Origin of the sequence: Peristeroidobacter agariperforans, from assembly GCF_004138335.1 — a bacterium.
Taxonomy (GTDB): domain Bacteria; phylum Pseudomonadota; class Gammaproteobacteria; order Steroidobacterales; family Steroidobacteraceae; genus Steroidobacter; species Steroidobacter agariperforans.
Genome location: NZ_RYFW01000001.1, coordinates 644,361 through 668,667, shown reverse-complemented (window position 1 = coordinate 668,667; position 24,307 = coordinate 644,361). Strand labels below are relative to the sequence as shown.

25 protein-coding genes are annotated in these 24,307 nt (G+C 63.4%); 20 read left to right on the top strand and 5 right to left on the bottom strand.

Features of this window, described 5'->3' with window-relative positions; genetic code table 11:
- The first annotated feature begins 65 nt into the window (after positions 1–65).
- From fmt to EK373_RS02800, 5 genes are all read left to right on the top strand, one after another.
- Positions 66–1,007, top strand: coding sequence for a methionyl-tRNA formyltransferase (fmt, locus tag EK373_RS02820; protein WP_129641225.1), 942 nt, complete (start codon positions 66–68; stop codon positions 1,005–1,007).
- Positions 1,004–2,392, top strand: coding sequence for a 16S rRNA (cytosine(967)-C(5))-methyltransferase RsmB (rsmB, locus tag EK373_RS02815; protein ID WP_129641224.1), 1,389 nt, complete (start codon positions 1,004–1,006; stop codon positions 2,390–2,392). Before fmt ends, rsmB begins: the two co-directional genes overlap by 4 nt.
- Before the next feature lie 87 nt (positions 2,393–2,479).
- On the top strand, positions 2,480–3,028 hold the full coding sequence (locus EK373_RS02810; protein WP_129641223.1) for a DUF4390 domain-containing protein: 549 nt from the start codon (positions 2,480–2,482) through the stop codon (positions 3,026–3,028).
- A complete protein-coding gene (locus EK373_RS02805) occupies positions 3,010–5,241 on the top strand; it encodes a sensor histidine kinase (RefSeq protein ID WP_129641222.1) in 2,232 nt (743 codons plus the stop codon). The genes EK373_RS02810 and EK373_RS02805 overlap by 19 nt, the downstream gene beginning before the upstream one ends.
- On the top strand, positions 5,238–6,599 hold the full coding sequence (locus tag EK373_RS02800; RefSeq protein WP_129641221.1) for a sigma-54-dependent transcriptional regulator: 1,362 nt from the start codon (positions 5,238–5,240) through the stop codon (positions 6,597–6,599). Before EK373_RS02805 ends, EK373_RS02800 begins: the two co-directional genes overlap by 4 nt.
- A gap of 58 nt (positions 6,600–6,657) precedes the next feature.
- Here EK373_RS02800 and EK373_RS02795 read toward each other — a convergent pair whose 3' ends face one another.
- The 3 genes from EK373_RS02795 to EK373_RS02785 form a co-directional block, all read right to left on the bottom strand.
- The gene (locus EK373_RS02795; protein ID WP_129641220.1) at positions 6,658–7,236 is read right to left on the bottom strand and encodes an SPOR domain-containing protein; all 579 of its coding nucleotides are present in this window, start codon (positions 7,234–7,236) and stop codon (positions 6,658–6,660) included.
- 72 nt (positions 7,237–7,308) lie between these two features.
- The gene (argS, locus tag EK373_RS02790) at positions 7,309–9,036 is read right to left on the bottom strand and encodes an arginine--tRNA ligase (RefSeq protein ID WP_407676183.1); all 1,728 of its coding nucleotides are present in this window, start codon (positions 9,034–9,036) and stop codon (positions 7,309–7,311) included.
- A gap of 27 nt (positions 9,037–9,063) precedes the next feature.
- A complete protein-coding gene (locus EK373_RS02785) occupies positions 9,064–11,262 on the bottom strand; it encodes a primosomal protein N' (RefSeq protein WP_129643275.1) in 2,199 nt (732 codons plus the stop codon).
- Between the two features lie 179 nt (positions 11,263–11,441).
- On the opposite strand from EK373_RS02785, the gene EK373_RS02780 reads away from it, so the two are divergent.
- The 4 genes from EK373_RS02780 to EK373_RS02765 are packed head-to-tail and all read left to right on the top strand — an operon-like array spanning position 11,442 to position 13,164.
- Positions 11,442–12,083, top strand: coding sequence for an RNA polymerase sigma factor (locus EK373_RS02780; RefSeq protein WP_129641218.1), 642 nt, complete (start codon positions 11,442–11,444; stop codon positions 12,081–12,083).
- A complete protein-coding gene (locus EK373_RS02775; protein ID WP_129641217.1) occupies positions 12,080–12,430 on the top strand; it encodes a hypothetical protein in 351 nt (116 codons plus the stop codon). Before EK373_RS02780 ends, EK373_RS02775 begins: the two co-directional genes overlap by 4 nt.
- Before the next feature lie 3 nt (positions 12,431–12,433).
- Positions 12,434–12,685, top strand: coding sequence for a hypothetical protein (locus EK373_RS02770; RefSeq protein ID WP_129641216.1), 252 nt, complete (start codon positions 12,434–12,436; stop codon positions 12,683–12,685).
- Positions 12,682–13,164: a DUF3106 domain-containing protein gene (locus tag EK373_RS02765; RefSeq protein ID WP_129641215.1), complete on the top strand. Its 483-nt coding sequence runs from the start codon at positions 12,682–12,684 to the stop codon at positions 13,162–13,164. Before EK373_RS02770 ends, EK373_RS02765 begins: the two co-directional genes overlap by 4 nt.
- Here the strand turns inward: EK373_RS02765 and EK373_RS32975 are convergent.
- Entirely contained in the window at positions 13,112–13,594 is a 483-nt protein-coding gene (locus EK373_RS32975) for a 4'-phosphopantetheinyl transferase family protein (RefSeq protein WP_157994197.1), read from the bottom strand. The two genes, EK373_RS02765 and EK373_RS32975, sit on opposite strands and share 53 nt — an antisense overlap.
- A 265-nt stretch (positions 13,595–13,859) precedes the next feature.
- Between EK373_RS32975 and EK373_RS02755 the strand changes: the two genes are divergently transcribed.
- The 8 genes from EK373_RS02755 to EK373_RS02720 all read left to right on the top strand — a co-directional run bounded on the left by EK373_RS02755 (position 13,860) and on the right by EK373_RS02720 (position 20,893).
- Positions 13,860–14,699, top strand: coding sequence for a lysophospholipid acyltransferase family protein (locus tag EK373_RS02755; RefSeq protein ID WP_129641213.1), 840 nt, complete (start codon positions 13,860–13,862; stop codon positions 14,697–14,699).
- Positions 14,700–14,865: 166 nt separating this feature from the next.
- The gene (locus EK373_RS02750; RefSeq protein ID WP_129641212.1) at positions 14,866–15,114 is read left to right on the top strand and encodes an acyl carrier protein; all 249 of its coding nucleotides are present in this window, start codon (positions 14,866–14,868) and stop codon (positions 15,112–15,114) included.
- 17 nt (positions 15,115–15,131) lie between these two features.
- A complete protein-coding gene (locus EK373_RS02745; RefSeq protein WP_129641211.1) occupies positions 15,132–15,932 on the top strand; it encodes a glycosyltransferase family 2 protein in 801 nt (266 codons plus the stop codon).
- 17 nt (positions 15,933–15,949) lie between these two features.
- Positions 15,950–16,396 carry an acyl-CoA thioesterase gene (locus tag EK373_RS02740; protein ID WP_129643274.1) on the top strand — a complete coding sequence of 149 codons (447 nt, stop codon included), beginning with the start codon at positions 15,950–15,952 and terminating at the stop codon, positions 16,394–16,396.
- Positions 16,383–17,606: an NAD(P)/FAD-dependent oxidoreductase gene (locus EK373_RS02735; protein WP_129641210.1), complete on the top strand. Its 1,224-nt coding sequence runs from the start codon at positions 16,383–16,385 to the stop codon at positions 17,604–17,606. Before EK373_RS02740 ends, EK373_RS02735 begins: the two co-directional genes overlap by 14 nt.
- Positions 17,603–18,331, top strand: a complete 729-nt coding sequence (gene fabG / locus EK373_RS02730) for a 3-oxoacyl-ACP reductase FabG (RefSeq protein WP_129641209.1) — start codon at positions 17,603–17,605, stop codon at positions 18,329–18,331. Before EK373_RS02735 ends, fabG begins: the two co-directional genes overlap by 4 nt.
- Positions 18,331–19,554 carry a beta-ketoacyl-ACP synthase gene (locus EK373_RS02725; protein ID WP_129641208.1) on the top strand — a complete coding sequence of 408 codons (1,224 nt, stop codon included), beginning with the start codon at positions 18,331–18,333 and terminating at the stop codon, positions 19,552–19,554. The genes fabG and EK373_RS02725 overlap by 1 nt, the downstream gene beginning before the upstream one ends.
- Positions 19,555–19,564: 10 nt before the next feature.
- Positions 19,565–20,893: an AMP-binding protein gene (locus EK373_RS02720; RefSeq protein ID WP_198683029.1), complete on the top strand. Its 1,329-nt coding sequence runs from the start codon at positions 19,565–19,567 to the stop codon at positions 20,891–20,893.
- Here the strand turns inward: EK373_RS02720 and EK373_RS02715 are convergent.
- Complete coding sequence (locus EK373_RS02715) at positions 20,879–21,892, bottom strand: chorismate transformation enzyme, FkbO/Hyg5 family (RefSeq protein WP_129641206.1); 1,014 nt, start codon at positions 21,890–21,892, stop codon at positions 20,879–20,881. The genes EK373_RS02720 and EK373_RS02715 overlap by 15 nt on opposite strands.
- A 148-nt stretch (positions 21,893–22,040) precedes the next feature.
- On the opposite strand from EK373_RS02715, the gene EK373_RS02710 reads away from it, so the two are divergent.
- The 3 genes from EK373_RS02710 to EK373_RS02700 are packed head-to-tail and all read left to right on the top strand — an operon-like array spanning position 22,041 to position 24,305.
- Entirely contained in the window at positions 22,041–22,316 is a 276-nt protein-coding gene (locus EK373_RS02710) for a phosphopantetheine-binding protein (RefSeq protein WP_116807689.1), read from the top strand.
- Between the two features lie 13 nt (positions 22,317–22,329).
- A complete protein-coding gene (locus EK373_RS02705) occupies positions 22,330–23,514 on the top strand; it encodes a beta-ketoacyl-[acyl-carrier-protein] synthase family protein (RefSeq protein ID WP_129641205.1) in 1,185 nt (394 codons plus the stop codon).
- On the top strand, positions 23,511–24,305 hold the full coding sequence (locus EK373_RS02700; protein ID WP_129641204.1) for a beta-ketoacyl synthase chain length factor: 795 nt from the start codon (positions 23,511–23,513) through the stop codon (positions 24,303–24,305). Before EK373_RS02705 ends, EK373_RS02700 begins: the two co-directional genes overlap by 4 nt.
- Positions 24,306–24,307 lie beyond the last annotated feature (2 nt).

The following is a 24,307-nucleotide window of genomic DNA, read 5'->3' as shown; positions in this document are numbered from 1 at the left end:
GTCCGGTGGCGCGAAGTCCAATACGAACACTTAAACTGCCCGCCCCCGTTCCCGGTTGAGTCTTGATGTCCTCCCAGTTGTCACTCATCTTTGCCGGCACTCCCGAGTTCTCGGTGCCGCCGCTGGAAGCGCTGGTCGCCTCGCGACACCGCGTGCTGGCGGTTTATACGCAGCCGGATCGGCCCGCCGGTCGTGGGCAACAAGTGACGATGAGCGCGGTAAAGCAGTGTGCGCTCAAACACCAACTGCCCGTCGAACAGCCGCCGACGTTGAAAGATCCAGCAGCGGTGCAGCGCCTCGCGCAATATCAAGCCGATTTGATGATCGTCGTCGCGTATGGACTGCTGCTTCCGAAAGCGGTGCTCGACACGCCGCAGCTCGGTTGCGTGAATATTCATGCGTCGCTGCTGCCTCGATGGCGTGGAGCCGCACCGATTCAGCGCGCAATTCAGGCAGGAGATGAAGAGAGCGGCGTGACCATCATGCAGATGGACGTCGGGCTCGACACCGGCCCGATGCTCCTCGAGCGCGTGACTCCGATCGACGCACGCGAAACGGGTTCGAGTCTGCACGATCGATTGTCGACGCTCGGCGCCGAAGCCGTGATCGAAGCGATCGACGCAATCGCGGCGGGCAAGGCCATACCCCGAGAGCAGCCGCAGGAAGGCGCAACGTACGCTGCGAAAATTCGCAAGGAAGAAGCGTTGATCGATTGGTCGAAGTCCGCCATCGAAATCGATCGGCACGTGCGCGCCTTCAATCCCTGGCCCATCGCCGAGACGCGTTGGAACGGTCAGCAGCTGCGCATTTGGGAAGCGATGCCCTCGGATAAGAAATCATCCGCTGCGCCAGGCACCGTCATCGCAACGAGCAGCGACGGCATCGAAGTCGCAACCGGCGCTGGAACGTTGCAACTCACTCGCGTGCAAGCGGCGGGTCGCAAGGCCATGCCGGCTGCGGATTTCCTCAGAGCGCATCGCCCCGAAGGCGCGGTCTTTGGCTCGTGAGCGCATCAGCTGCAGTCCGAGCAAGAGCCGCGAGAATCGTCGCGGAAGTGGTCGAGCACGGTCGTTCGCTCGATGCGGTGCTGAGCGCCGAGAGCACGAGTAACAAACAAGAGCGCGGACTGCTGCGGTCGCTGAGTTACGACAGCATTCGCTGGTACGTGCGCCTTGACGCGTTGCTCGACCGCCTGTTGAGCCGGCCCAATCAAACGCTCGAGCCCGAGATCCGCGCGCTCGCCATCGTCGGCTTGTGCCAGCTGATATACACGGATATTCCCGCGCATGCGGCGGTTGCCGAGACTGTTGCAGCCACTAGAGTGCTCAAACAGCCGCGCGCTTCGGGATTGGTCAATGCGATCTTGCGCCGCTGTCAGCGGGAGCATGCGCAGTTGCTGCCGAAGATCGATCGTGATCTGGCCGTGCGCACCGCGCATCCGCGCTGGCTCGTGGAAAAGTTGCGCAAGGATTGGGGCGAGCGAGCCAATGAAATTCTCGATGCGAACAATCAGCGGCCGCCATTCTGGATTCGCGTGAATCGGGCGCGCGTCACGGCTGCGAACTATCGCGAGCAATTGCAGGCAAAGCAGATCGGTGTGCTTGCCAGCGCGTTCGATGACACGGCGCTGTTGCTCGACCGGGCGATGGATGTCAGCGATTTACCGGGCTTCGCGGAGGGGATGGTTTCGGTTCAGGACGCCGCCGCGCAGTTCGCGGGCCATCTGCTCGATCCGCAAGCAGGCGAGCGCATCCTCGACGCGTGTGCCGCGCCGGGCGGAAAAACGGGTCACCTGCTCGAACTGGAGCCTGAACTTGCCGCGCTCACCGCGGTCGATGTTTCTCCCGAGCGGTTGACGCGCGTCTCGCAGAACTTGCACAGATTGGGCGTCTCCGCGCAGGTCGTCGCGGCAGACGCTGCCGAGCCGGCGAAATGGTGGGACGGCAAACCGTTCAACCGCATCTTGCTCGATGTGCCGTGCTCCGCGACCGGCGTCATTCGCCGTCATCCGGATATCAAGCTGCTGCGCCGGAGCGATGACATCGCGGCGCTGGCGGCGCGCCAGTCGCAGCTGTTGCGGGCTTTGTGGCCGCTGCTGCTGTCGGGTGGCAGATTGCTTTACGCAAGCTGCTCAGCCTTACAGGTCGAGACTACCGCGGTGATAGCGGACTTTCTGCGTGACGAGTCGAGCGCGCGCGATGTCACTGGCGAGAGACTGCAGGCGCTGCCACCCGTCGGGGAGGGAACGCGCGTCGGCGCTCATGGCTTAAGAATCGCAGCGGGTTCCGCGGGGATGGATGGTTTTTATTATGCTCTGCTCGAGAAGCCGCGCGGCCCAAGCGCGGTCCTGCCTGCATCAACCAACATGAACTCGTCCGGTAATCTCGGTTAAGGATGCTCCGTGGCGGCAAGCCCAACCTGGCGCAATGTGCTTTGCCTGAGCGCGCTGGACGCGATCCGCGGCGCTTTGACGTGGCTCATGGCGTTGCTGGCGGCGCTTTGCCTGCTGCTCGGGTCGGCCGCATCCGCCCAGGCTCCGCCGCGGTTTGAAGTCCGGTCCGCCTATATCGAGCCCGCCGAGGGCGTCTACGAGCTGAACGCCACGCTCAATTTCGACCTGCCCGAGGGCGCACGGGCGGCGATCCGCGAGGGGGTGCCGCTCACGCTGCACCTGGAGATCGTGGTCAAACGTCAGCGCAGTTATTGGCTGGACGAGACGGTCGCGACACTCGATCAGTCGTACGAACTGGCGTACCGCGCGCTCAGCGAGCGCTACCTGGTGCGCAATTTGAATAGCGGCGAACAAGCGTCTTATGCGACGCTGGACGCCGCGCTCGATGCCCTGCGCGTGATCAGCCGCCTGCCCATCCTGGACCAGGCACTGGTGTCGCCGAACCGGCGGCACGAAATCAGCGTGCGCGGTAATCTCGATGTGCGCACGATGCCCGATACCTTGCGCTTCGTGCTGTTCTGGTCGGACGACTGGCGGCAGCGCAGCGAGTGGTACACATGGTCGCCGCAACTCTGAAACGCACTCTAGTCTCGATCCTGGTGCTCATCGGATCGGGGCTGTGGGTGGCTGCGCTGCTCATCATGGCGCAGACCGTGCAGCAGTCGGCGCACTTCAGCGATCTGCACCCCTTCATCGTCGGCGTCAACGTCGCGGGCCTGCTGGTCCTACTGATCCTGATCGGTGGGCGCCTCGCGCAGCTGGTGCGCGACTGGCGCAAGCGAGTGGTCGGCTCGCGTCTGGAAGCGCGCATGGTGTGGATGTCGGCGACGCTCGCGATGGCGCCGCTGCTGCTGGTGTTCTACTTCTCCGTGGTGTTTCTCAACCGCGGCATCGACAGCTGGTTCCACGTCGAGATTCGCCAGGGCCTGGAAGATGCACTGACGCTCTCGCGAGCCGCGCTCGATCTACGCATGCGCGAATATCTGGAGCGTACGCGCTCAGTGGCGGCTCGCATTGCTCCGATACGGGTCGGTGCATTCCAAGCACTAGATGAGTTGCGTCGTGAGAATGAAGCCGTCGAGCTCACGCTGGTTGCATCGAACAGCCGCATCCTGGCGACCAGCTCCGATCGGCTCAGTGAGATCGTGCCCGCGCCGTTGAGCGACGAGATGACGATGCAAGTTCGTCAGGGCCGCGATTACGTTGCACTCGATCCCGCCGCGGGCGGTGGTTATCTAGTGCGCACGGCAGTGCGTGTGCCGCAAGTATTGCCCGGCGACGAGATGCGCGTATTGCAGGCCATCTATCCCGTCGAGCGACGACTCGGCGAGCTGGCGGACACGGTCGAATCTTCCTATCAGCGCTACGGCGAGAAAGCGCGCTTGCGCGAGCCGCTGAAAACCAGCTTCACGCTGACGCTGACATTGGTGTTGCTATTGTCATTGTTTGGCGCGCTGTATGGCGCGTTCTGGGCTGCGCGGCGCCTGGTGCGTCCGATTCAGGATCTGGTCGCGGGCACGCGCGCGGTCGCGAAGGGCGATTTCGATCTGCGCTTGCCGCTGACCTCGCACGACGAGATGGGCATTCTCGTGCATTCGTTCAATGACATGACCAAGCGCCTCGCGAAGTCGCGCGAAGAAACGCGGCGTGTCCAACAGGCTGTGGAAGCCGAGCGCGCCAACCTGTCGGTCATTCTGGCGCGACTGTCCACGGGCGTGATTTCGCTCGAGCCCGATCGGACCATTCGTACCGCGAACGAGGCGGCATGCTCCATTCTCGCCGTGGAGGTAGACGCGCTGATCGGCAAGCCACTGTCGGAGACGGGCAGCGAGAGCACGCTGTTCGAGCAGTTCCGATCCACCTGTAGCGCACATCTGGCCGCGGGGCAGAGCGAGTGGCGCGAGCAGCTGGTGCTTCAGGGCGATTCGACCCGCCGCATCCTGATGTGTGCTTGTACTACGCTATCCGGCGAGGATCAGACGCCTGGCGGCTATGTCATCGTGTTCGACGACATCACGGCCCTCCTGCAGGCCCAGCGCGACGCCGCTTGGGGCGAGGTCGCGCGGCGCCTGGCGCACGAAATCAAAAATCCGCTCACCCCGATCCAACTATCCGCGGAACGGCTGCGTCATAAGCTGCTGGGGCATATCGACGCGACCCAGGGCCAGGTGCTGGACCGTGCTACCCACACCATAGTCCAGCAGGTGGAGGCCATGAAGGAGATGGTCAACGCCTTCAGCGAGTACGCGCGCGCGCCCGAGATGGATGTGTCACGATTCGACCTGAACCAGCTCATCGGCGAAGTGGCGGAGCTGTATCGCGCGCCTGGCCGGCCGGGCACGACCCTGCAGCTGCAGAAGGGGCTGCCGGAGATCGAGGCCGACCGTGGCCGCATGCGGCAAATCATCCATAATCTGCTGGCCAATGCGTGGGAAGCGCTGGAGGGGGTGCCCGATCCGTCGGTGCGCGTGGTGACGCAGCTGATCGAGAAAGGCAGCGGGGCGACGGCCGCCCGCGCGGCGGAGATCGTCGTGGAGGACAATGGACCGGGCTTCCGACCGGATGTGATCGGCCAGGTGTTCGATCCTTATGTAACGACCAAACCGAAAGGCACGGGCCTGGGACTCGCGATTGTGAAAAAAATAGTCGAAGAGCACGGCGGGGCCATTGCTGCCGATAATGTGCGCACAGGGGGTGCGCGGGTGTGTATCGAGTTGCCGTTGACTGCGGTCCGCGGCGGCGGTCCGATTCGCGAACGGCGCGCCGGACCGAGGAGGGAGCGGGCATGAGTGCTGCACGCATACTAGTCGTCGATGACGAAAGCGAGATCCGCGGGCTTCTCAAGGAGATCCTGGCGGACGAAGGCTACGAGGTGGATGTCGCCGCAGACGCCGCCGAGGCACGTACCGCGCGTGCTCAACACGATCCCGATCTGGTCCTGCTCGATATCTGGATGCCCGATACCGATGGCATCACCCTGCTGCGCGAATGGGTGCAGCCGAATGGTACTTCTTGCCCGGTCGTGATGATGTCGGGCCACGGCACCGTGGAGACCGCGGTTGAAGCGACGCGTCTCGGCGCCTTCGATTTCGTCGAGAAGCCGTTGTCGCTGGCCAAGCTGTTGCGCACAGTCGAGCGCGCGCTGGATTCCGGGCGTAACAAACGTCTGACGGGTCGTTCACTGGTGCCGCCGCTGCTGGCGCCCGTCGGCAAGAGCCGCGCGATGACCGCGCTTCGAGAGCAGGTTCAGCAGGTCTCTCCGCATGAAACGCCGGTGCTCATCGTGGGCGAGCCGGGCAGCGGGCGCGAGGCATTCGCTCGTTACATACATTCGTTGAGCCCGCGTGCGTCAGGGCCGTTTGTGCAACTCGTCGCTACGGGCGTGAGTGATGAAGGCGCCGCCGCGGCGCTGTTCGGCACTGAAGATGTCAATGGCAATCACGCCGGTGTGTTCGAGCAGGCGGCGGGCGGTGTGCTGTTCATCAATGGCGTGGAAGATCTGCCGCCGAAAGCACAAGGCTTGCTGGTCGCGGCGCTCGAGACGCGCACCTTTACGCGTGTCGGCGGTGCGACGCCGGTTGGTACAAACATTCGAATCATTGGGTCCGCGACGTCGCGATTCCTCAATGCCGAGGGCACGGGCGTGCGGCTCGAGCTGTTGTCACGATTGAATGTGATCACGCTGAACGTGCCGCCGCTGCGGGATTACGCGCAGGATGTGCCCGATCTGCTGCGTCATTACGTCGATCGGTTGGTCGACGAGCAGCACCTTCCTTTCCGCCGCTTCGGCGTCGCCGCGCAGAATCGCCTGCGGAATTACCCGTGGCCGGGCAATGTGCGCGAGCTGCGGAATCTCGTGCAGCGGTTGTTGATCCTCGGTGGCGAGGAAGAGATTCGCCTGGATGAGATCGAGCGTGAGCTGGCGGCGCATGCGCCGACTAACGAGCCTTTGGTCAAACAGGACTTGCTGGCCCTTCCACTGCGAGAAGCTCGTGAGCATTTCGAGCGCGCGTATCTGCAGCAGCAACTGATCTTGTGCAATGGCAAGGTTGGCCAGCTCGCCAAGCGCGTCGGTATGGAGCGCACGCACTTGTATCGCAAGCTTCGCTCGCTCGGCGTTGACTTTCGCCAACTGGCTGAAGACTGAGGTTACGCTTGGGCTTCGCGCAGACGCTTCGCGTTGCGCTAAATGCGATAGCGTGCCTCTACTCGCCGACGCGAATAACCAACGCGTCGATCTGCGCCTGGCGCAGCTTGCTGCGCGTGTCTTCGAGCTTCTGCAGGTTCGTGATCGGGCCGACGCGTACGCGGTGCCACGTATCTTTGTCGATGGTCACTTTCTGGATCTTCGACTCCACGCCCTGCATGGCGATCATCGCCTTCACCCGATCCGCGTCTTTGAAGTTGCGGAATGAGCCGGCCTGCAAGATATAAGCGCCCGGCTTCTCCACCGGTCCCGCGACCACGGCGGGCGCGGCGCCGCCGCGGGCGTCCTGCTCGGGGATGACGACTTCGTACTTGGGGAGCATTTCGTAGAAGTCGAATTCCTGCGTCTGAGCCTGTTCCTGCGACGCTGGCGCGGGCTTGTTCTCCGCCTGAGCTTCGTCGCGAATCATCGGCGCGGCAGTCTGCTGGGCGGTGAGCCGTGCTTCGGTGCGGCGATCGAACAGATAGACGCCGAGCGCGACGGCGAGGCCGAGTGCCAGGCCGCAGACGAAGCCCGCCATGCCGGACAGCCCCGACGAGCCGGCGCGGCGCTTGGAATGTTTGTAGTCCTTTGCCATGAAGCAGACGGTGGAATCAGCAGCGACGAGAGAAGGAAAGAAGGGTCACCCGCGTAAGTTTGCGCTGGTGCGTCATTCCTCGCTAGATGTCGCCGCCTTCTTCGATTCCATCTTCTCCGGTGCGGAAACACCCAGCAGCTTCAGGCCGTTCTCCAGCACCTGGCGGGTGGCCGCGACCAGGTTCAGGCGCGCGTTGCGCAGCTTCACGTCATCGATGATGAACTTGTGCGCGTTGTAGTAGGTGTGGAAGTCGCCCGCCAGGTCGCGCAGATAGTGCGCGAGCTGATGCGGTTCGAGCTCGTGCGTGGCGTTCTCCAGCAGCTCAGGATAGTAGGTGAGCCGGCGGATCAGCGCCTTCTCGTGCGACTCGGTCAGCAGCTCCACATTGGCCTCGCCAATCTCACGGTCGTGAGTTAGCCCCTTTTCCTGGAGCTGACGGAACACGCTGCACACTCGAGCGTGCGCGTACTGCACGTAATAGACAGGATTTTCCTCCCCCTCGGCCAGCGCCAGATCGATATCGAAGACAAACTCCGAGTCGGCTTTGCGTGAGACGAGGAAGAAGCGCACGGCATCGCGGCCCACCCACTCGATCAGATCGCGCACCGTCACATAGGAGCCGGCGCGCTTGGAAATCTTTACTTCCTCGCCGCCGCGCATGACCTTCACCATCTTGTGAAGCACGTAATCGGGATACCCCTTGGGAATCCCCATGTTCAGTGCTTGCAGGCCCGCGCGCACACGTGCGGTGGTGCCGTGATGGTCGGAGCCTTGCACGTTGATGGCGCGGCAGAAACCGCGCTGCCACTTGGTGACGTGATACGCGACGTCGGGCAGGAAGTACGTGTATGTGCCGTCCGACTTGCGCATCACACGGTCTTTGTCGTCGCCGAAATCCGTGGTCTTCAGCCACAGCGCGCTGTCTTTCTCGTAGGTGTGGCCGCTCGCGACCAGGCCTTGCACCGTCGCCTCGACTTTACCGTCGCTGTACAGGCTCGACTCCAGGTAATAGGTGTCGAAGCGCACGCTGAACTTCTGCAGGTCCATATCCTGCTCGTGCCGCAGACAGGTGACCGCGAACCGGCGGATCGCATCCAGATCGTCGATCTTGCCGCTGGCGCGGATCGGCTCGCCGTCGAAGGCGTGCACGGTCTTGCGCGCGAGGAAGTCGTTGGCGATGTCCTGGATGTACTCGCCCGCGTACCACCCTTCCTGCCACTCCGGATCGCCGGGCTTCAGGCCACGTGCGCGAGCCTGGACGGACAGCGCCAGGTTTTGAATCTGCACGCCGGCGTCGTTGTAGTAGAACTCACGGCTGACCGGATGGCCCTGTGACTGCAGCAGCGCTGCGAGCGCATCGCCGAGCGCGGCTTGCCGCCCGTGTCCGACGTGCAGCGGCCCCGTGGGGTTTGCGGAAACGAATTCGACGACGACGCTCTGGCCGGCGCCGCGCTTGTTGTAACCGTAAGCCACGCCAAGATCGAAAATGCGCGACAGCTCCTGCTGATAGGCCTGCGGCGACAGATGGAAATTGATGAAGCCGGGGCCGGCGATCTCGATCTTGCTGACCAGGTCGCCCGTGGGAATGCAATCGACGATGGCCTGCGCCAGCTGGCGCGGGTTCTTGCGCGCGGGCTTGGCCAGCTGCAACGCAATGTTTGTCGCGAAATCGCCGTGCGCGGCATCGCGTGTGCGCTCGACGTCCACGGTGGGATGCACATCCGCGGGGAGAATGTCGGGCGGCAAACAGGCCAACGCGGCCTGCACGAGGCGTTCGATCTGGTACTTCACAACAGGCAGGGGAGAGTGATGTTCGTGACAGTGTACTCAACTCAACTCGGCCGCATCCACATCGATCGACCACCGCACCCGCCGGGCCTCCGGCAGCATGGCGAGAATGGGCAGCCAGCCGCTTAGAAACTTCTGCAAGGGCGAGTGGCTAGGGGCGCGAATCATCAGCTGAGCGCGGAAACGGCCGGCGCGGCGCTCCATCGGGGCGGGCGCGGGGCCGAGCAGTTGCACGCCGCGAACCGGGAAATCCACGGCGAGATCGTGTGCGTCTTGCAGGAATTTCAGCGGTGCGTCTTGATCCGTGGCTTCAGCGCGCAACAACGCGATGCGGGCGAACGGCGGCCAGCCGCTTTGTTCACGTTCTGTCAACGCGCCATCGGCAAAAGCCGCGTAGCCGCCCGTCAACAGCAATGTAAGCAGCGGATGCTCGGGATATTCCGTCTGAATCAGGACTTCACCGGGACGATCTGCGCGGCCGGCGCGGCCAGCGACCTGCACGATGGTCTGGGCCAGTCGTTCCGATGCGCGAAAGTCCGTACTGAACAAGCCCTGATCGGCATTGAGCACGACCACCAGCGTGACCTGCGGGAAATCGTGGCCTTTGGTCAGCATTTGCGTGCCGACCAGAATGCGGATTTCGCCGCGGTTCACTCGGGCCAGTGTTTCTTCCAGCTCGCCTTTGCGTCGCATGCTGTCGCGGTCGATGCGCGCCATCGGCGCGCCCGGAAACAATTGCTGAAGGGCTTCTTCGATCCGTTCCGTGCCCTGGCCGACTGGCTTTACGTCGGCGAAACAGTTGGAGCAGCCGGGCGGCATGGGTTCCTGTGAGCCGCAGTGATGGCAGATGAGATCGCGGCCGCGCGCGTGCACAGTCAAATGAGCGTCACAGCGAGGGCAGTGGGCCGACCATCCGCAGTTCGGGCAGAACAGCACGGGCGCGTAACCGCGGCGGTTGATGAACAGCATGACCTGTCCGCCGGCGTCGAGATGACGCCGAATAGTCATAACCGTTGGTGTGGCGATGCCCTGAGTCGCGCCATGTTTGCGCAGATCCACCAGGGCGAGCTGCGGCGGTCGCGCACTGCCGGCGCGCTGAGGAAGATGCGAGAGCGCTTCCGGTTGCTTCCGAGCGCGCGCCAATGTTTCCAGCGAGGGCGTCGCCGAGCCGAGTACGACTGGAATGCCCAAGCGCTGTGCGCGTACCAGCGAGAGATCGCGCGCCGAGTAGCGAAAGCCGTCCTGCTGTTTGAACGAGGCGTCGTGTTCCTCGTCGATGATGATCAGGCCCGGATGCAGCAGCGGCGTGAAGATGGCCGAGCGCGTTCCAATAATGATGCGAGCCGTGCCTTCGCGCGCGTCTCGCCATGCGCTCAAGCGCTCCGTGTCGTTCAAACCGGAATGCAGAACCGCGAGCCGCGCGTCGAAGCGTGCACGGAAGCGTGAGATCAGCTGCGGAGTGAGCGCGATCTCGGGCACGAGCACCAGCACTTGCTGACCTCGCGCGAGAACAGCCTCGATCACGTGCAGATAAACCTCTGTTTTGCCGCTTCCGGTCACGCCGTACAGCAAGTGCGAGGCGAAGGTGCCGAGGGTGTTTCGAATTCGCTCGACCGCAGCGGTTTGCGCTTCGTTAAGAGGGGGGCCGGCCCGCACGATCGATACGGGGGGTACTGTTTCCGTCTTCTCTCGCGCGAATTCCTCGACGAAGCCGCGCGCTTCGAGATTGCGGAGCGCTGATGACGGGCTTTCGGTCGCGCTCAAAATCTCGGAAGCAGGCGCTTGCTCATGCTTTGTGAGGTACTCGGCGATGGCGCGCAGACGGACCGACCGCGCCGGCAACGTCGCGATCGCCTTCTCGCGGCCCAGTTCGGTGAGCCGCCACAGGAACTTCTCTTCGCGCAGCGGCGCGCCGTTCCTCAAGTGCACGGGCAATGCCGAGGTGAGCACCTCACCAACCGGATGGCGGTAGTACTCCGCGGCCCAAGTCAGCAGCGACAACAGGCCGGCATCGAACGTCGGTTCGGTGTCGATGGCTTCGAACGCCGCGCGCAGTTTATTCGCGGGGACTTCGGTTTGATCGATGCCTTCGACAACCACGCCGACCACACGACGTCGACCGAACGGCACCCACACGCGAAATCCCGCGCCCACTGCTGCGCTTTCCGGCGCGCGATAGTCGAACACTTGCCGTAGCGGTGTGTCGATCGCGACCGCGAGGTACGGTGTCCGGTCTATGCACAAAACCTGTGGACAACTCTGTGCATTGTTTGGGGTGAAGCGACTCAAGTGCTCAATCCGCGGACCAGTTTCGTCAGTGGTCAATTTTTAGACGTACTTCACAGCGTGGCGGTCAACCGCGCGCCGTCGGCCGCGTTGCTCGAAGAATGGCCATCATTGAAGGTCTGGTAATACGCATGCGGCCCTCTGCTACTCTCCGCGCAGCCTCTTCCCCGGCCTGGGCGTTGCTCAACCTCGGGCAGGGCGATGCCCCGGCCGTCGTGGAGGAACAGTCTCTGGATCAGGTGCGCGCGCTGGATCGCTTTCTGGTCAGCGTCGAGAAGCGTGCGTTCCGCATCGCCAGGATTGCCGTGCGTGACGACGACGATGCGTTGGATATCGTACAGGACGCGATGCTGCAGCTGGCGCGCCGCTACGCCCAGCGTCCCACCGAAGAGTGGCGGCCATTGTTCTACCGAATTCTGCAGAACCGGATCCGCGACTCCCAGCGTCGGCGCAAGGTGCGCGCCAAGCTGATGAGCTGGTTGCCCGCTTGGAAGGTCGAGGAGGAGGACGAAGGCGCCGATCCGTACGCGGGTGTGGCGGACGCGCGTCCTCAGCCGCAGGATCTGCTCGCCACCGACCAGGCTATGGCCAGGCTGGAGCGGGCGCTCGGTGAGCTGCCCGGACGACAGCAAGAAGCGTTCATGTTGCGTAATTTTGAAGGCATGGATGTCGCGCAGACCGCCGCGGCCATGGGCTGCAGCGAGGGCAGCGTGAAGACACACTACTCTCGCGCGGTTCACACTCTCCGCGAGCAGTTGGGAGCTGCCTGGTGAATACCCCCGACCCCTTGGAAGAGCGCAGCCGCGGGCTGTTCGACAACAGCGTCGAGCGCCTCGACGCGCAAACCCGCTCGCGGCTGAACCAAGCCCGGCAGCGCGCTCTGGCTGAAATCAACAAGGGCTCGACCCGACGCTATTGGCTCGCTGCGCCGGGTGGCTTGGCCGCCGCCGCGCTTGTCGCCTTGATCCTGATCCGCACCGGCGCTGGCCCGCCCAGTGCCGAAACTGGCGGAGTGCTGCTAGATGATGTCGATATCGTTGCCGATGCTGACAACTTCGAGCTCATTCAGGACGTCGAGTTCTACTCCTGGCTGGCGGATCGAGAAGATGGCGCGGGCTGACGCATGAGAACAGCGCTCCTACTGGCCGTCTCGATGCTGACCGGCATGCTCACGCACGCTGCCGACGAGATCGAGCCATTGGACGCGGATTTTCTGGATTATCTCGCCAATCTAGAGGCAGATGACGACAATTGGACGTTGCTTGACGACCCTGATCGCGAGCCGGCCAGCCAGGATTCAGAGAAGGAGCCGGCGAAGCCCGCTGCCCGCAAAGCCAACAAAGAGGCAGCCAAGCCTGCCGTGGAAGAGCGATGACCACTCGGCTGATGTGTGTCCTGTCCCTGATGCTCAGTGCGCTGCTGCTGGCGGCCGCACCGACCGCGCGCGCGGGTCAGGCGGACGGGGCGAGCGTGAGCTGGCAGGAATTGTCTCCTGAGCAACAGAAGCTGTTGGCGAAGTTCGAGTCGCGCTGGGCCGACCTGCCGTTGGCCCGGCAGCAGTCGCTGGCAAAGGGATCGCAGCGCTGGCTGAACATGCCGCCGGAACAGCGGGAGCAGGCCAAGCAGAGGTTTCAGCGCTGGCAGTCGCTAGACGTGGAGCAGCGGCGCGAAATCCGGCGTATGTTCAACCAGTTCAAGAAGCTGCCGCCGGAGCAGCAAGCCAAGATCCGCAACAACTTTCGGCGCTTCAAGGATCTGCCGCCTGAACAACGCCAGCAGCTGCGCAAGCAGTTTCAGCAGCTCACGCCCGAGCAGCGTCAACGTCTGAGGGAGCGCCTGCGCAAGCAGCAATGACCGGCCACTCGGCGCGGCGCTTCGGTGGCCACTCCCATAGTTGCAGTGACACGGCCTCGCTACTGCCTATCCACGACGCGGCGACGAAGATCTCAGGCCGCGGCTGAAAAACCGTTGCTCTCCAAGCCGAACCGACAGGCACGCGCCCCTGCCATTTGCCACCCTCGTTCCAGAACACGCATTGACGAAGCGCGTCGACCAGCTCCAGCTGCAAAGCCTTCGCGAACGATTCCTTCAACGTCCAGAGCGTGTAGAACAAGGTTTGCCGAGATTCACGAGCCGCGGACTCGAGCGCGTGTACCTCGTCTTGATGGAAGGCAAACCGCGCGACCTTGAGCACATCGCGCGGTCGATTGATCTCCAGATCCACGCCGATTTGCCACCCACCGGGAGCCACCAGCAATGCCGCGTGTTCAGCGCTGTGGCTCATGCTGTGTGCCGTCGCTTCGAGGTCGACCGCTGCGAGCAATGCTCGACTGACTTCGAAATCCGCGCGACGACGCGAGTTTCGACGGCCAGCAAGGCGCGCTTGGTCAGCCGCGGACAGCGTCGATGAATCGAAATGCTCGCGCGCGCTTGGAAACCCCAACCACAGCGTCAGACTAGTGTGCGTCGATCGGCCATTCAGGCTGAATCGTGGCGTCGATAACGCATGTGGGTTGCCGTGCATGACAACGGCATCATAATTCCTCCCCATGAGCGCCGAACCGCAACTCGCCAGCGAAGCCACCGACAGCACCGAGGGTCGTCGTGACTCTTGCCGTCAGGACTTCTGGTACTGGCGCCTGTTCATGACGGGATTCAGCTTTTCCCTGTTCGGCATCGGCGCGCTCATCGTTGGCGCGATCCTGCTGCCCATCGTGAAGCTCGTGCCGGCCTCGCGCGGCGTAAAGCGCAATCGGGCGCGCGCGGTCATGAGCGCGGGGTTGAGGTTCTTCATCGGCGTGATGCACCGGGGAGGCGTGCTGACCTACGAGTTTCACGGTCGGGAACGGCTGGGTCGCTACGGACAGATGGTCGTGGCCAATCATCCGACATTGATCGATGTCGTCTTTCTACTGGCATTCATTCCGACCGCGGGTTGCGTGGTCAAGCAGGGCTTGTGGCGCAACCCATTGACGCGCTGGGCGGTGACGCTGGTTGAATTCATCCCGAACGATCAGACCGCGGGCATGATCGAAGGCGCGGCTAGCGCTTTACGCGACCGGCAAGCGCTGATTTTTTTTCCTGAAGGGACGCGCACCCGCCCGAATCAACCCATGGTGTTTCACCGCGGAGCGGCCAATGTCGCCCTACGGGCTGCGACTGAACTGACGCCCGTCTACATCCGCTGCGAGCCCACCACCCTGACCAAATCCGAGCCGTGGTACCGAATTCCGGCACGGCGCCCGCATTTCAGCCTGGTCGTCGGCGAGGACTTGGACTTAAGTCCCTACCGGAATACGCCGTTACCGCTAGCATCACGGGCCTTGAATGAGGCTATGCATCGGCACTTTCAGCAGGAACTGGCGCATCAGCGGCCTGGACGGGCGTAGGACTGTCAGACGGCCGGCGCGGCTGTACGGTGTGGACGCCGCCAATTACACTGCGCGCCTAGTTCGCAGACCGGTGCAGCGCGCGCAGACGTGCTAACTCCTGGCGGTAGTCGCCATGCGGTCTCGAGACGCCGTCGCCGGGCCCCCGATCCCAATAGAGCAATTCATGCAGTCGCAAGATCAAATCCTCGAACGCATCCGCCAGACTCTGGTCGAGCTGTTCGAGCTCGATTCGGCGCGGATCACGCCGGAAGCGCGCCTGTACGAGGATCTGGAGATCGACAGCATCGACGTGGTCGACCTGATGGATGAAGTGCAGAAGCACACCGGCCGCAAGGTCACGCCCGAGGACTTCCGATCCGTGCGCACGGTCAATGACCTGGCTATGGTCGTGCAGCGGCTGCTGCACGCCTGACGGTCGAGATCAATTCCATGCTTCCGGCCAAGTTCAACGCCAAGTTTGCTGTGTGCGTGGTCGTGCCTGTCTACAACCATGAGCACGCGATCGGCACGGTTGTGAGTGCTCTGCGCGCGCAGGGTCTGCCCGTCGTTCTTGTCGATGATGGTTGCAGCCCGGAGTGCGCGCGGGTGCTGGATCAGTTGAGTGAGCAGCCCGAAGTCACGCTGCTGCGTCATGAGGTCAATCGCGGCAAGGGCGTGGCCGTCATAACTGGCTTCCGAGGCGCGGCCAAGCTCGGCTTCACCCACGCGATCCAAGTCGATGCCGACGGTCAGCACACGTTGAGCGATGCGCGCCGCTTCGTCGAAGCCGCACGCGAAGCGCCCGACGCGGTGATCTGCGGCCGTCCCGTGTTCGATGCCAGCATTCCCAAGGCGCGCTACTACGGCCGGTATCTCACGCACGCCATGGTCTGGCTGGAGACGCTGTCGTTCGACATCATTGATTCGATGTGCGGCTTCCGGCTGTATCCGCTCGCGACCACGCTCGAGCTGGCCGATCAGCAGCACATCGGCCCGCGCATGGACTTCGATTCGGAAATCATCGTCCGGCTGCACTGGCGCCAGGTGCCGATGCGCTGGCTGGATACGCGCGTCTCCTATCCCCTCGACGGCGTGTCGCACTTCCGCATGTTCCTCGACAACGTGCGCATGACCACGCTCCACATCCGCCTCACCCTCGGCATGTTGGTGCGCCTGCCCGTGTTGCTGTGGCGAAAGATTGCGCGGACCAAGCCCGCGGCCGAGGTGCAGGAGCGCGATGCGAATGCTTGACGCTCATGCGCCCTGAAATGCGCAAAGAGGGCGCGATCAGCGCGAGCATCGACGTGACCGTGGCATTCCACGACATCGACATCATCGGTGTCATGTGGCACGGCCATTACCTGAAGTATCTGGAAACCGCGCGCTGGGCGCTGATGGATCGACTCGACTTCGGCTACGACACCATGGCCGCGTCCGGCTATGCGTGGCCCATCGTGGAAATGCACGTGAAGTATCTGCACGCCGCGCGCATGGGTGAGCGCCTGAACGTGCGCGCTTCGCTGATCGAGTGGGAAAATCGCATCACCGTGAATTACCTGGTGACGCGTCCTGCCGATCGGGAGCGCCTGGCGCGAGGCAAGAGCGTGCAGGTCGCCGTGGATGCCAAAACCCATGCTTTGCAGTTCGTGACGCCGGAGCCGTTGCTCGCGCGTGTGAAGCAGGCATTGATGAGGAACGATCTTGGAACAGCGTGATGTCATCGTCATTGGCGCCGGCCCGTCGGGTTCGATCGCTGCGGCTCTGCTGAGAAAGCGCGGCTGGGATGTACTCGTGCTCGAAGGCGCCCGCTTTCCGCGCTTCTCGATTGGCGAGAGCCTGCTGCCGCATTGCATGGATTTCGTGGCGGAGGCCGGCATGCTCGAGGCCGTGGAAAGTGTCGGCTTTCAGTTCAAGAACGGCGCGGCATTCGTACGGGGCGAGGCCTACGGCGATTTCGATTTCAGCCAGAAGTTCGGCGACGGCCGAGACTCGACGTTTCAAGTCGCGCGCGCCACGTTCGACAAAGTACTGGCCGATGAAGCGGAGAAGCAGGGCGCCGAGATTCGTTACGAGACTCGCGTCACCGCCGTCGATGTCAGCGGCGACAAGCCGCGCGTGCGTGCTGTCGATGTCCAGGGCGAGCAATACGAAGTGGAAGGTAAGTTCCTGCTCGACGCGAGCGGCTTCGCGCGCGTGCTGCCCAAGCTGCTCGATCTCGAAACTCCCTCGCCGTTCGCTCCGCGCAATGCGGTGTTCACGCAGGTCGCCGACGGTTCCGAGCCCGATGCGTTCGATCGCAACAAGGTTCAAATCATCGTGCACCCCGAGCATCGCGATGTCTGGTACTGGTTGATTCCATTCAACGACGGCCGTTGCTCGATCGGCTGCGCGGCGACCCCGGAATTCCTGTCCAAATATCCGGAGCAGCTCGATGATCGCCTCAAGCAGCTGACTCAAGAGGAGCCGTTCCTCAAACGAGTGCTGGAGAAGGCGGTTTGGGATACGCCGGTGCGCGGCATGTCGGGCTATTCGGCGAACGTGAAGTCCATGCACGGCAAAGGCTTCGCGCTGCTGGGTAACGCGGCGGAATTTCTGGATCCGATTTTTTCCTCCGGCATCACCATCGCGATGCGCTCGTCCAGCATGGCGGCGCGTGTGTTGGATCGTCAGCTGCGCGGCGAGACGGTCGACTGGACCAATGAGTTCGAAGCCCCGCTGCGCAAAGGTGTGGACACGTTCCGCACCTACGTGAAGGCGTGGTACGACGGCCGCTTCCAGGACATCATGTTCTCGAAGAACCAGCCGGCCGGCATCCGCGGCATGATCTGCGCCATCCTCGCCGGTTATGCGTGGGATGAATCCAATCCGTTCGTGGCCGAACCCGAGCGCCGTCTCGACATGGTTGCTAAGCTCTGCGCCGCATGAGCGACACGATTCTCGTCACCGGTTCCAGCCGCGGCATCGGCCGCGCGATTGCGCTTCGCGCAGCGGCGGATGGCTTCGACGTTGTCGTGCATTGCCGCTCACGACGTGATGAAGCCGAAACAGTAGCGGGCGAAATCCAAACGCTCGGCCGCCAGTCACGCGTGTTGCAGTTCGACGTTTCGGATCGCGCTGCTTGTGCCGCCGCTTTGGCCGCTGACATCGGCGCGCACGGCGCTTACTACGGCGTCGTGTGTAACGCCGGCATTCATTCCGACGCTGCGTTTCCGGCGATGACCGAAGAGCAGTGGGATGGTGTGATTCGGACCAATCTCGACGCCTTCTACAACGTGCTGCAACCTCTGATCATGCCGATGGTGCGCCGGCGCGCTCCGGGCCGCATCGTCACGCTTGCATCGGTGTCCGGCGTGGTCGGCAATCGCGGCCAGGTGAACTACAGCGCCGCGAAGGCTGGCGTGATCGGCGCGACCAAAGCGCTGGCGGTCGAGCTGGCCAAACGGAACATCACGGTCAATTGCGTCGCGCCGGGACTGATCGGCACCGATATGGTCGATGAGAACGTGCCCATGGAGGAAATCCTCAAGGCGATTCCCGCGCAGCGCGCCGGCACCGCCGAGGAAGTTGCTGCCGCGGTGACGTTTCTTCTGTCGCGCGACGCTTCGTACATCACTCGTCAGGTGCTCTCGGTGAACGGAGGACTGTGCTGATGCGTCGCGTGGTGGTCACAGGCGTGGGTGGGTTGTGCGGCCTCGGCTCCAGCTGGCCCGAGATCTTCGCCGGCTTGCGCGCGCGTCGAAACGCGATCCGCACCATGCATGAGTGGGATCATCTCAAGGACATGAATACTCGATTGGGCGGTCCGATCGAGTTCAAGCCACCACCGCATTGGACCCGCAAACAACTGCGTAGCATGGGCCGGGTCTCGCAGTTGGCGGTGCGTGCCGCCGAGCTGGCCGTCGCCGATGCGGGATTGACCGGCTCGCCCGTCGTCGCCAGCGGCGCAACGGGCGTGTCGTCGGGATCGTCTACAGGCAGCACCGCCGATATCTCCGATTTCGCGGAAATGATTCTGCGCGGCGATGGCAGCCGGCTGAATGCAAACTCGTACGTGCGCATGATGCCGCACACCACCGCGGCCAACGTCGGCATCTTCTTCGGTGCGAAGGGCCGGATCATCCCGACCTCGAGCGCGTGCACGTCGGGTAGCCAGGGCATCGGTTACGCGTACGAAGCCATCAAGTTCGGCCGACAGGATGTGATGATCGCCGGCGGCGCCGAAGAGCTGTGTCCGACCGAGGCCATGGCGTTCGATACGTTGTACGCCACGAGCCGTCGCAACGATCAGCCGCACACCACGCCGCGTCCTTACGACCGCGATCGAGATGGTTTGGTGGTCGGCGAAGGCGGCGCGATGCTGATTCTCGAAGAGCTCGAGCATGCGCAGCGGCGCGGTGCTCGCATTCACGCGGAGTTGGTTGGCTTTGGCAGCAATTCGGACGGCGTGCACGTCACGAAGCCGGAAGAGTCGACGATGCGCGTGGTGATGGAGCTGGCGCTGCAGGATGCGGGAATTTCTCCAGATGTCATCGGCTACGTGAACGGTCACGGCACCGCGACCGAGCACGGCGATATCGCGGAGACGCGAGCCACGTCGGCGTTGTTCGGCAAGCGCATGCCACTCAGCTCACAGAAGAGTTACCTCGGCCACACGCTCGGTGCATGCGGCGCGCTGGAGGCTTGGTTCAGCATCGAAATGATGAATGCTGGCTGGTTCGCGCCGACGTTGAACCTGGACAACATCGATCCTCGTTGCGGCGACCTCGAATACATCACCGGCGAAGGCCGCGCGATCAGCACCGAGTATGTGATGAACAACAACTTCGCGTTCGGTGGCGTGAACACATCGATGGTGTTCAAGCGCTGGAAGTGAGTCGCCGATCGTGAGTGCTCCCGAGGCAGCGACACTGCCGTTGTTCGTTTCGGCTGATGCGCAGCGGCCGATTGCCTGGCGTCGTGGCGCGCCTGTGCCGCTCGCCGAGTTTCGGGCGCACGTCGCTGCGGTCGTCGCGCGATTGCCGAAGCAGACCGCGCCGGCTGCGATGATCGATCTGTGCGAAGACCGGTACAAATTCCTCGTTGCTTATGCGGCGGCACTGAGTGTCGGGCACACCGTGCTGTTGCCCTCTTCGCGAGCCGAGCAAGTCGTTGCCGACGTAGCGAACGCCAACGTCGGCAGCTATCGCATCGACGACGAGGCTGTAGATGCCGCCTTCGCGCAGGGTTCGAGTGACGCCGTCAACGATCGCATTCCCGCCGACCTGACCGCGATGGTCGGGTACACCTCGGGCAGCACCGGTCAACCGAAAACATTTCCCAAGCTCTGGCGCACCGTGAGCGGCAGTAATGCTCGCAACGCTCAGGCCATTCGCGCAGCGCTGCCGGACAAGACCGCAACTGTCTGGGTACTTGCGACCGTCCCGCCGCAGCACATGTACGGCATGGAGATGAGCGTGTTGCTGCCGTTGGCAGGCGACATGGCCGTGCACGCCGGGCGGCCTTTGTTTCCAGCCGATATCGCCGCCGCTTTGGCGGAGCTGCCGCGACCGCGCGTGCTCGTCACTACGCCGGTGCACATGCGCGCCATCCTCGGTTCCGATCAACAGTTTCCTGCAGTCGATGTGATCGTCAGCGCCACGGCGCCGTTGGATCAACCGCTGGCCGCGGCGGTCACCGCCAAGCTCGGCGGTGAAATGGTTGAAATGTTTGGATCGACTGAAACTTGTGTATTCGCCAGCCGGCTCACGGCCAGGGAAGAGCAGTGGCGGCTGTACGATGGCGTGCGCTTGGAGCCGCGCGATGACGGTACTCTCGTGCACGCGCCTTGGTTCGTCGAGCCGGTGTTGTTACAGGATATGGTCGAGCTGCAGCCAGGTAATCGCTTTGTCGTGCGTGGCCGCAGCTCCGACATGATCGAAGTCGCTGGCAAGCGCGCCTCGCTGACCGATCTCACCAAACGGTTGCTGGCCATTCCGGGCGTGCAGGAGGCGGCAGTGTTTCAGCCCGACCCCGATGCGGTAGGCACGATCCGACGGGTCGCCGCACTGGTCGTGGCTCCGAAGCTCACGGCGCGGGAGGTGTTGGATCAGCTCGCCAGTGGCGTCGACAGCGCGTTCTTGCCCCGGCCGCTGCTGATCGTCGACCAGCTGCCTCGCAATGAGCTGGGCAAGCTGCCGCGCGAGAATTTACTGAAAGCGTTACGACGCGAGTGAGATTGCTTCGATCTCGAGCAGCAGCTCGCGACGACAAATGTCCGCCGCTACGAACAGGATGTCGCTGGTTGGATAGAGCTGGCGCAGGCGCTCGGCGATCCGCGCCGTGAGTTCCGGCTCCCTTACGTAGACCTTGAGCAAATTCCCCTGTGCAGCCGTCCGGGGACGCCGCACGTGCGGGGCGAACGAGCTGAGGTTGCGCACCGTTTCTTCCAGCTGTTCCATCGCATCGTCATGATGCTGGGAATGATGGCCGACGATGCTCGCCGTGCCTGAAATCAGCAGAGTCTGGTCCGGCGCGATCAAGGCGCGCGCGAAGACCGGGCTGACCGGCCCGTGTACGCGCGGGTAGTGAAAGGCGCTGACCTGTCGTGGATTTTCCAGCGACTGTCCGGCCACCTTACCCGCCAGCCAGAACACCTGCAGGATGTGATTGGACCGCTGCCGGCCAATGGCCGTCGCCGACGGGTAGCTCTGGCTCACTTCGCCCAGGCCGCGGCCACGGCCGACGTTGAATAGTCTATAGCGTTCGAGGTCGCCCGAGCCCTCGTTGATCGCGTCCATGTAATTCCACATGCGCAACAGGTGGGGAAAACCTGACTGCTGCTGGAAATGCCGGACGGCGGCGTAAGCGTGCTCGGCTGTCAGCAGAATGCCGCCATGCTCCCGCTCGTCCAGCTCGACGACCGCGAACAGATAATGATCGTCGTGCGCATAACGCACCCGGCCCGGCCCGGCGACGGCGCCATCGGACCATTGACCAGTGTGGACCGGCCCGGTCGCAAACCATAATTCCGCGCCAGGTGTCGCAGCAGACGCCTGCAGCGGCTCCAATCCCACATCGATGGTCAATCCCGCGGGCGGGCTCTTCGCCGCGCCGAAACGGATGGCTGCCAGCACCCTGGCGGCCGGCTCGCCGGCGCGATCGAACGGGTGATAGGCAACGCGGAGGGCGGCCGGAAGGGACTGGGCTGGCTGCTCGCCGGAACTGCTGCGCATCACGTCGTCAAAATCAGTGGTTGGGTTTGGGGTTGGGAAAACGTGCGCGACGTTCGAAGCGCGCGCGGGCCGGATGATACACTTCGCGCCCTGCGGTTCGCCGCTCCAGCGTCTCAAATCAGCCTTTTGTACAGGGCCTGTTTCGTTCATGTCAGCAACCCAATCAGCCGGTGAGCGCGAGCTCGCCGAACTCATCGTCACTGCGCTCAACCTGGAAGGCGTAACGCCCGCGGACATCGATCCGGAGGCGCCGCTGTTCAAGACCGGGCTCGGCCTGGATTCCATCGACGCGCTCGAACTGGCGCTGGAGATCTCCAAGCGCTATGGCTTCCAGCTGCGCTCGGACGATGAAAACAATGTGCGTATTTTCAGCTCACTGCGCTCGCTGGCGGCCCACATCGCTACCAATCGCGTGACCGCCTGACGCGCGCGGACAGATGCAATCCCGGTCCCTGAGAATCACTGCATACACGCTCTGTTCCGCGGTCGGGGACGGAACCGCGGCGACGCTGGCAGCACTGCGCGAGCGGCGTTCCGGCCTGAGCAAGAACGATTTCGGTCCGTCGCCCATCGACACCTGGATCGGGCGGGTGCCGGGGCTCGAAGAGCAGCCGTTGCCGGCGGAATTCGCCAACTGGGATTGTCGTAACAACCGGCTCGCATGGCGTGGCCTGGCTACCGATGGCTTCATCGAAGCGGCCCGCGAAGCTCGCGACCGGTATGGCGCCGACCGAGTGGCTGTCGTCATGGGCACGTCGACATCGAGCATCGGCGCCAGCGAGGAAGCGTATACGCGGCTCGATCCAGATGGCCGTTATCCCGCCGATCTGCGTCGCCCCATCATTCACACGCCCCATTCGCTGGGCGACTTCGTGCAGCACGCGCTGGGCCTCACGGGCATGAGCGTGACGGTTGCGACGGCGTGCTCTTCCAGCGCGAAAGTATTCGCGCAGGCGGAACGTTTGATTCGCACCGGCCTGGCTGACGCCGCCATCGTCGGCGGTGTCGACTCACTGTGCGGCAGCGTCTTGTTCGGATTCAATTCGCTCGAGTTGGTATCGTCCGAGCAATGCCGGCCGTTCGATGTGGAGCGTCGGGGCATCAATCTCGGCGAAGCCGCGGGCTTTGCGCTGTTGGAAAAGCAGGCGCCGGGCGGCGCGTGGCTGCTGGGCTATGGCGAATCCAATGATGCTCATCACATGTCGACGCCGCATCCCGAAGGCGTCGGCGCGCGGCTCGCACTGAACGATGCGCTCAGGCGCGCGGACTTGCGGCCCGAGGACATCGATTACATCAATCTGCACGGCACCGCGAGCCAGAAGAACGATGAGGTGGAAGCGAAAATCGTCGCCGATCTGTTTCCCACGGCTACGTGCGCCAGCTCCACCAAAGGTTGGACCGGGCACACGCTCGGCGCGGCGGGCATCGTCGAAGCGGCCATCAGTTTGATCGCGCTCGAACATCAGCTGTTGCCGGGCACGTTGAATTTGCGGGTGCCGGATCTCGCCTGCGGTCCGCAAATCCAGCGCGATAACGTGGAGCGTAAGGCGCGCCACGCGTTGAGCTTCTCGTTCGGCTTCGGCGGCAGTAATTGCGTGCTGGTGTTCGGGAGAGATCGATGACGCTGCGGGTCGCGATCGAAGGCGTTTCGTTCTGGGCCTCGCGTCTGCCGGGCTGGGACATCGCACGCGCCGTGATTCTTGGCGAACAGGCAGCACCGGAAGCGCCGAGCGCTCGACCGTCGCCGACGTTGCTCGCACCGACAGAGCGCCGGCGTGCTCCCGATACCGTTGCCGTCGCGCTCGAAGTTGCGGCTCGTGCGTGCGAAGCCGCGGGTCGTAAGCCGTCGGATTTGCCGTCGGTGTTTGCATCGACGCACGGCGATCTGGCGATCAGCGACTACATGTGCTCGACGCTGGCAACCACGCCTACGTTGATTTCGCCGATCAAGTTTCACAATTCCGTTCACAACGCGGCCGCGGGTTATTGGAGCATCGGCACGGGCAGCCTCGCGCCGTACACAGCGATCAGCGCTTACGAATACACGTTCGGTGCAGGTCTGCTCGAAGCGGCAACACAAGCCATTTGCGAGCAGCGGCCTGTCTTGTACGTCGCGTTCGACATCGAATCGAAAGGCGCCCTTGCGAGCATGGCGCCGAGTCGTGGGTTGTTGGGCGCGGCTTTGGTGCTGACGCCGGTGAGCAAATCGGAGCAGCAACGTGGTTTGATTCTCACGACCGAATCGGTCGCCGAGTGTCAGCCAACCGAAGCGCGATCCGCTGCGGCTCCGCTGGTTGCCGACAATGCCTTGGCGCCGTGTCTGCCGTTCTTCGAGATACTGGCGAGCTCGAATCCTCGCACGCTGAGTCTGGCGCTGAGTCGGCAGACCGCCCTGAACGTTCAAGTGAACTAGGC

Coding starts and splice junctions, on each gene's coding strand:
- fmt (WP_129641225.1), top strand. CDS start 66: ATGTCCTCCCAGTTGTCACTCATCTTTGCCGGCACTCCCGAGTTCTCG.
- EK373_RS02810 (WP_129641223.1), top strand. CDS start 2,480: ATGGCGTTGCTGGCGGCGCTTTGCCTGCTGCTCGGGTCGGCCGCATCC.
- EK373_RS02805 (WP_129641222.1), top strand. CDS start 3,010: ATGGTCGCCGCAACTCTGAAACGCACTCTAGTCTCGATCCTGGTGCTC.
- EK373_RS02800 (WP_129641221.1), top strand. CDS start 5,238: ATGAGTGCTGCACGCATACTAGTCGTCGATGACGAAAGCGAGATCCGC.
- EK373_RS02795 (WP_129641220.1), bottom strand. CDS start 7,236: ATGGCAAAGGACTACAAACATTCCAAGCGCCGCGCCGGCTCGTCGGGG.
- EK373_RS02780 (WP_129641218.1), top strand. CDS start 11,442: ATGCGGCCCTCTGCTACTCTCCGCGCAGCCTCTTCCCCGGCCTGGGCG.
- EK373_RS02770 (WP_129641216.1), top strand. CDS start 12,434: ATGAGAACAGCGCTCCTACTGGCCGTCTCGATGCTGACCGGCATGCTC.
- EK373_RS02765 (WP_129641215.1), top strand. CDS start 12,682: ATGACCACTCGGCTGATGTGTGTCCTGTCCCTGATGCTCAGTGCGCTG.
- EK373_RS32975 (WP_157994197.1), bottom strand. CDS start 13,594: ATGAGCCACAGCGCTGAACACGCGGCATTGCTGGTGGCTCCCGGTGGG.
- EK373_RS02755 (WP_129641213.1), top strand. CDS start 13,860: ATGAGCGCCGAACCGCAACTCGCCAGCGAAGCCACCGACAGCACCGAG.
- EK373_RS02750 (WP_129641212.1), top strand. CDS start 14,866: ATGCAGTCGCAAGATCAAATCCTCGAACGCATCCGCCAGACTCTGGTC.
- EK373_RS02745 (WP_129641211.1), top strand. CDS start 15,132: ATGCTTCCGGCCAAGTTCAACGCCAAGTTTGCTGTGTGCGTGGTCGTG.
- EK373_RS02740 (WP_129643274.1), top strand. CDS start 15,950: ATGCGCAAAGAGGGCGCGATCAGCGCGAGCATCGACGTGACCGTGGCA.
- fabG (WP_129641209.1), top strand. CDS start 17,603: ATGAGCGACACGATTCTCGTCACCGGTTCCAGCCGCGGCATCGGCCGC.
- EK373_RS02725 (WP_129641208.1), top strand. CDS start 18,331: ATGCGTCGCGTGGTGGTCACAGGCGTGGGTGGGTTGTGCGGCCTCGGC.
- EK373_RS02715 (WP_129641206.1), bottom strand. CDS start 21,892: ATGCGCAGCAGTTCCGGCGAGCAGCCAGCCCAGTCCCTTCCGGCCGCC.
- EK373_RS02710 (WP_116807689.1), top strand. CDS start 22,041: ATGTCAGCAACCCAATCAGCCGGTGAGCGCGAGCTCGCCGAACTCATC.
- EK373_RS02705 (WP_129641205.1), top strand. CDS start 22,330: ATGCAATCCCGGTCCCTGAGAATCACTGCATACACGCTCTGTTCCGCG.
- EK373_RS02700 (WP_129641204.1), top strand. CDS start 23,511: ATGACGCTGCGGGTCGCGATCGAAGGCGTTTCGTTCTGGGCCTCGCGT.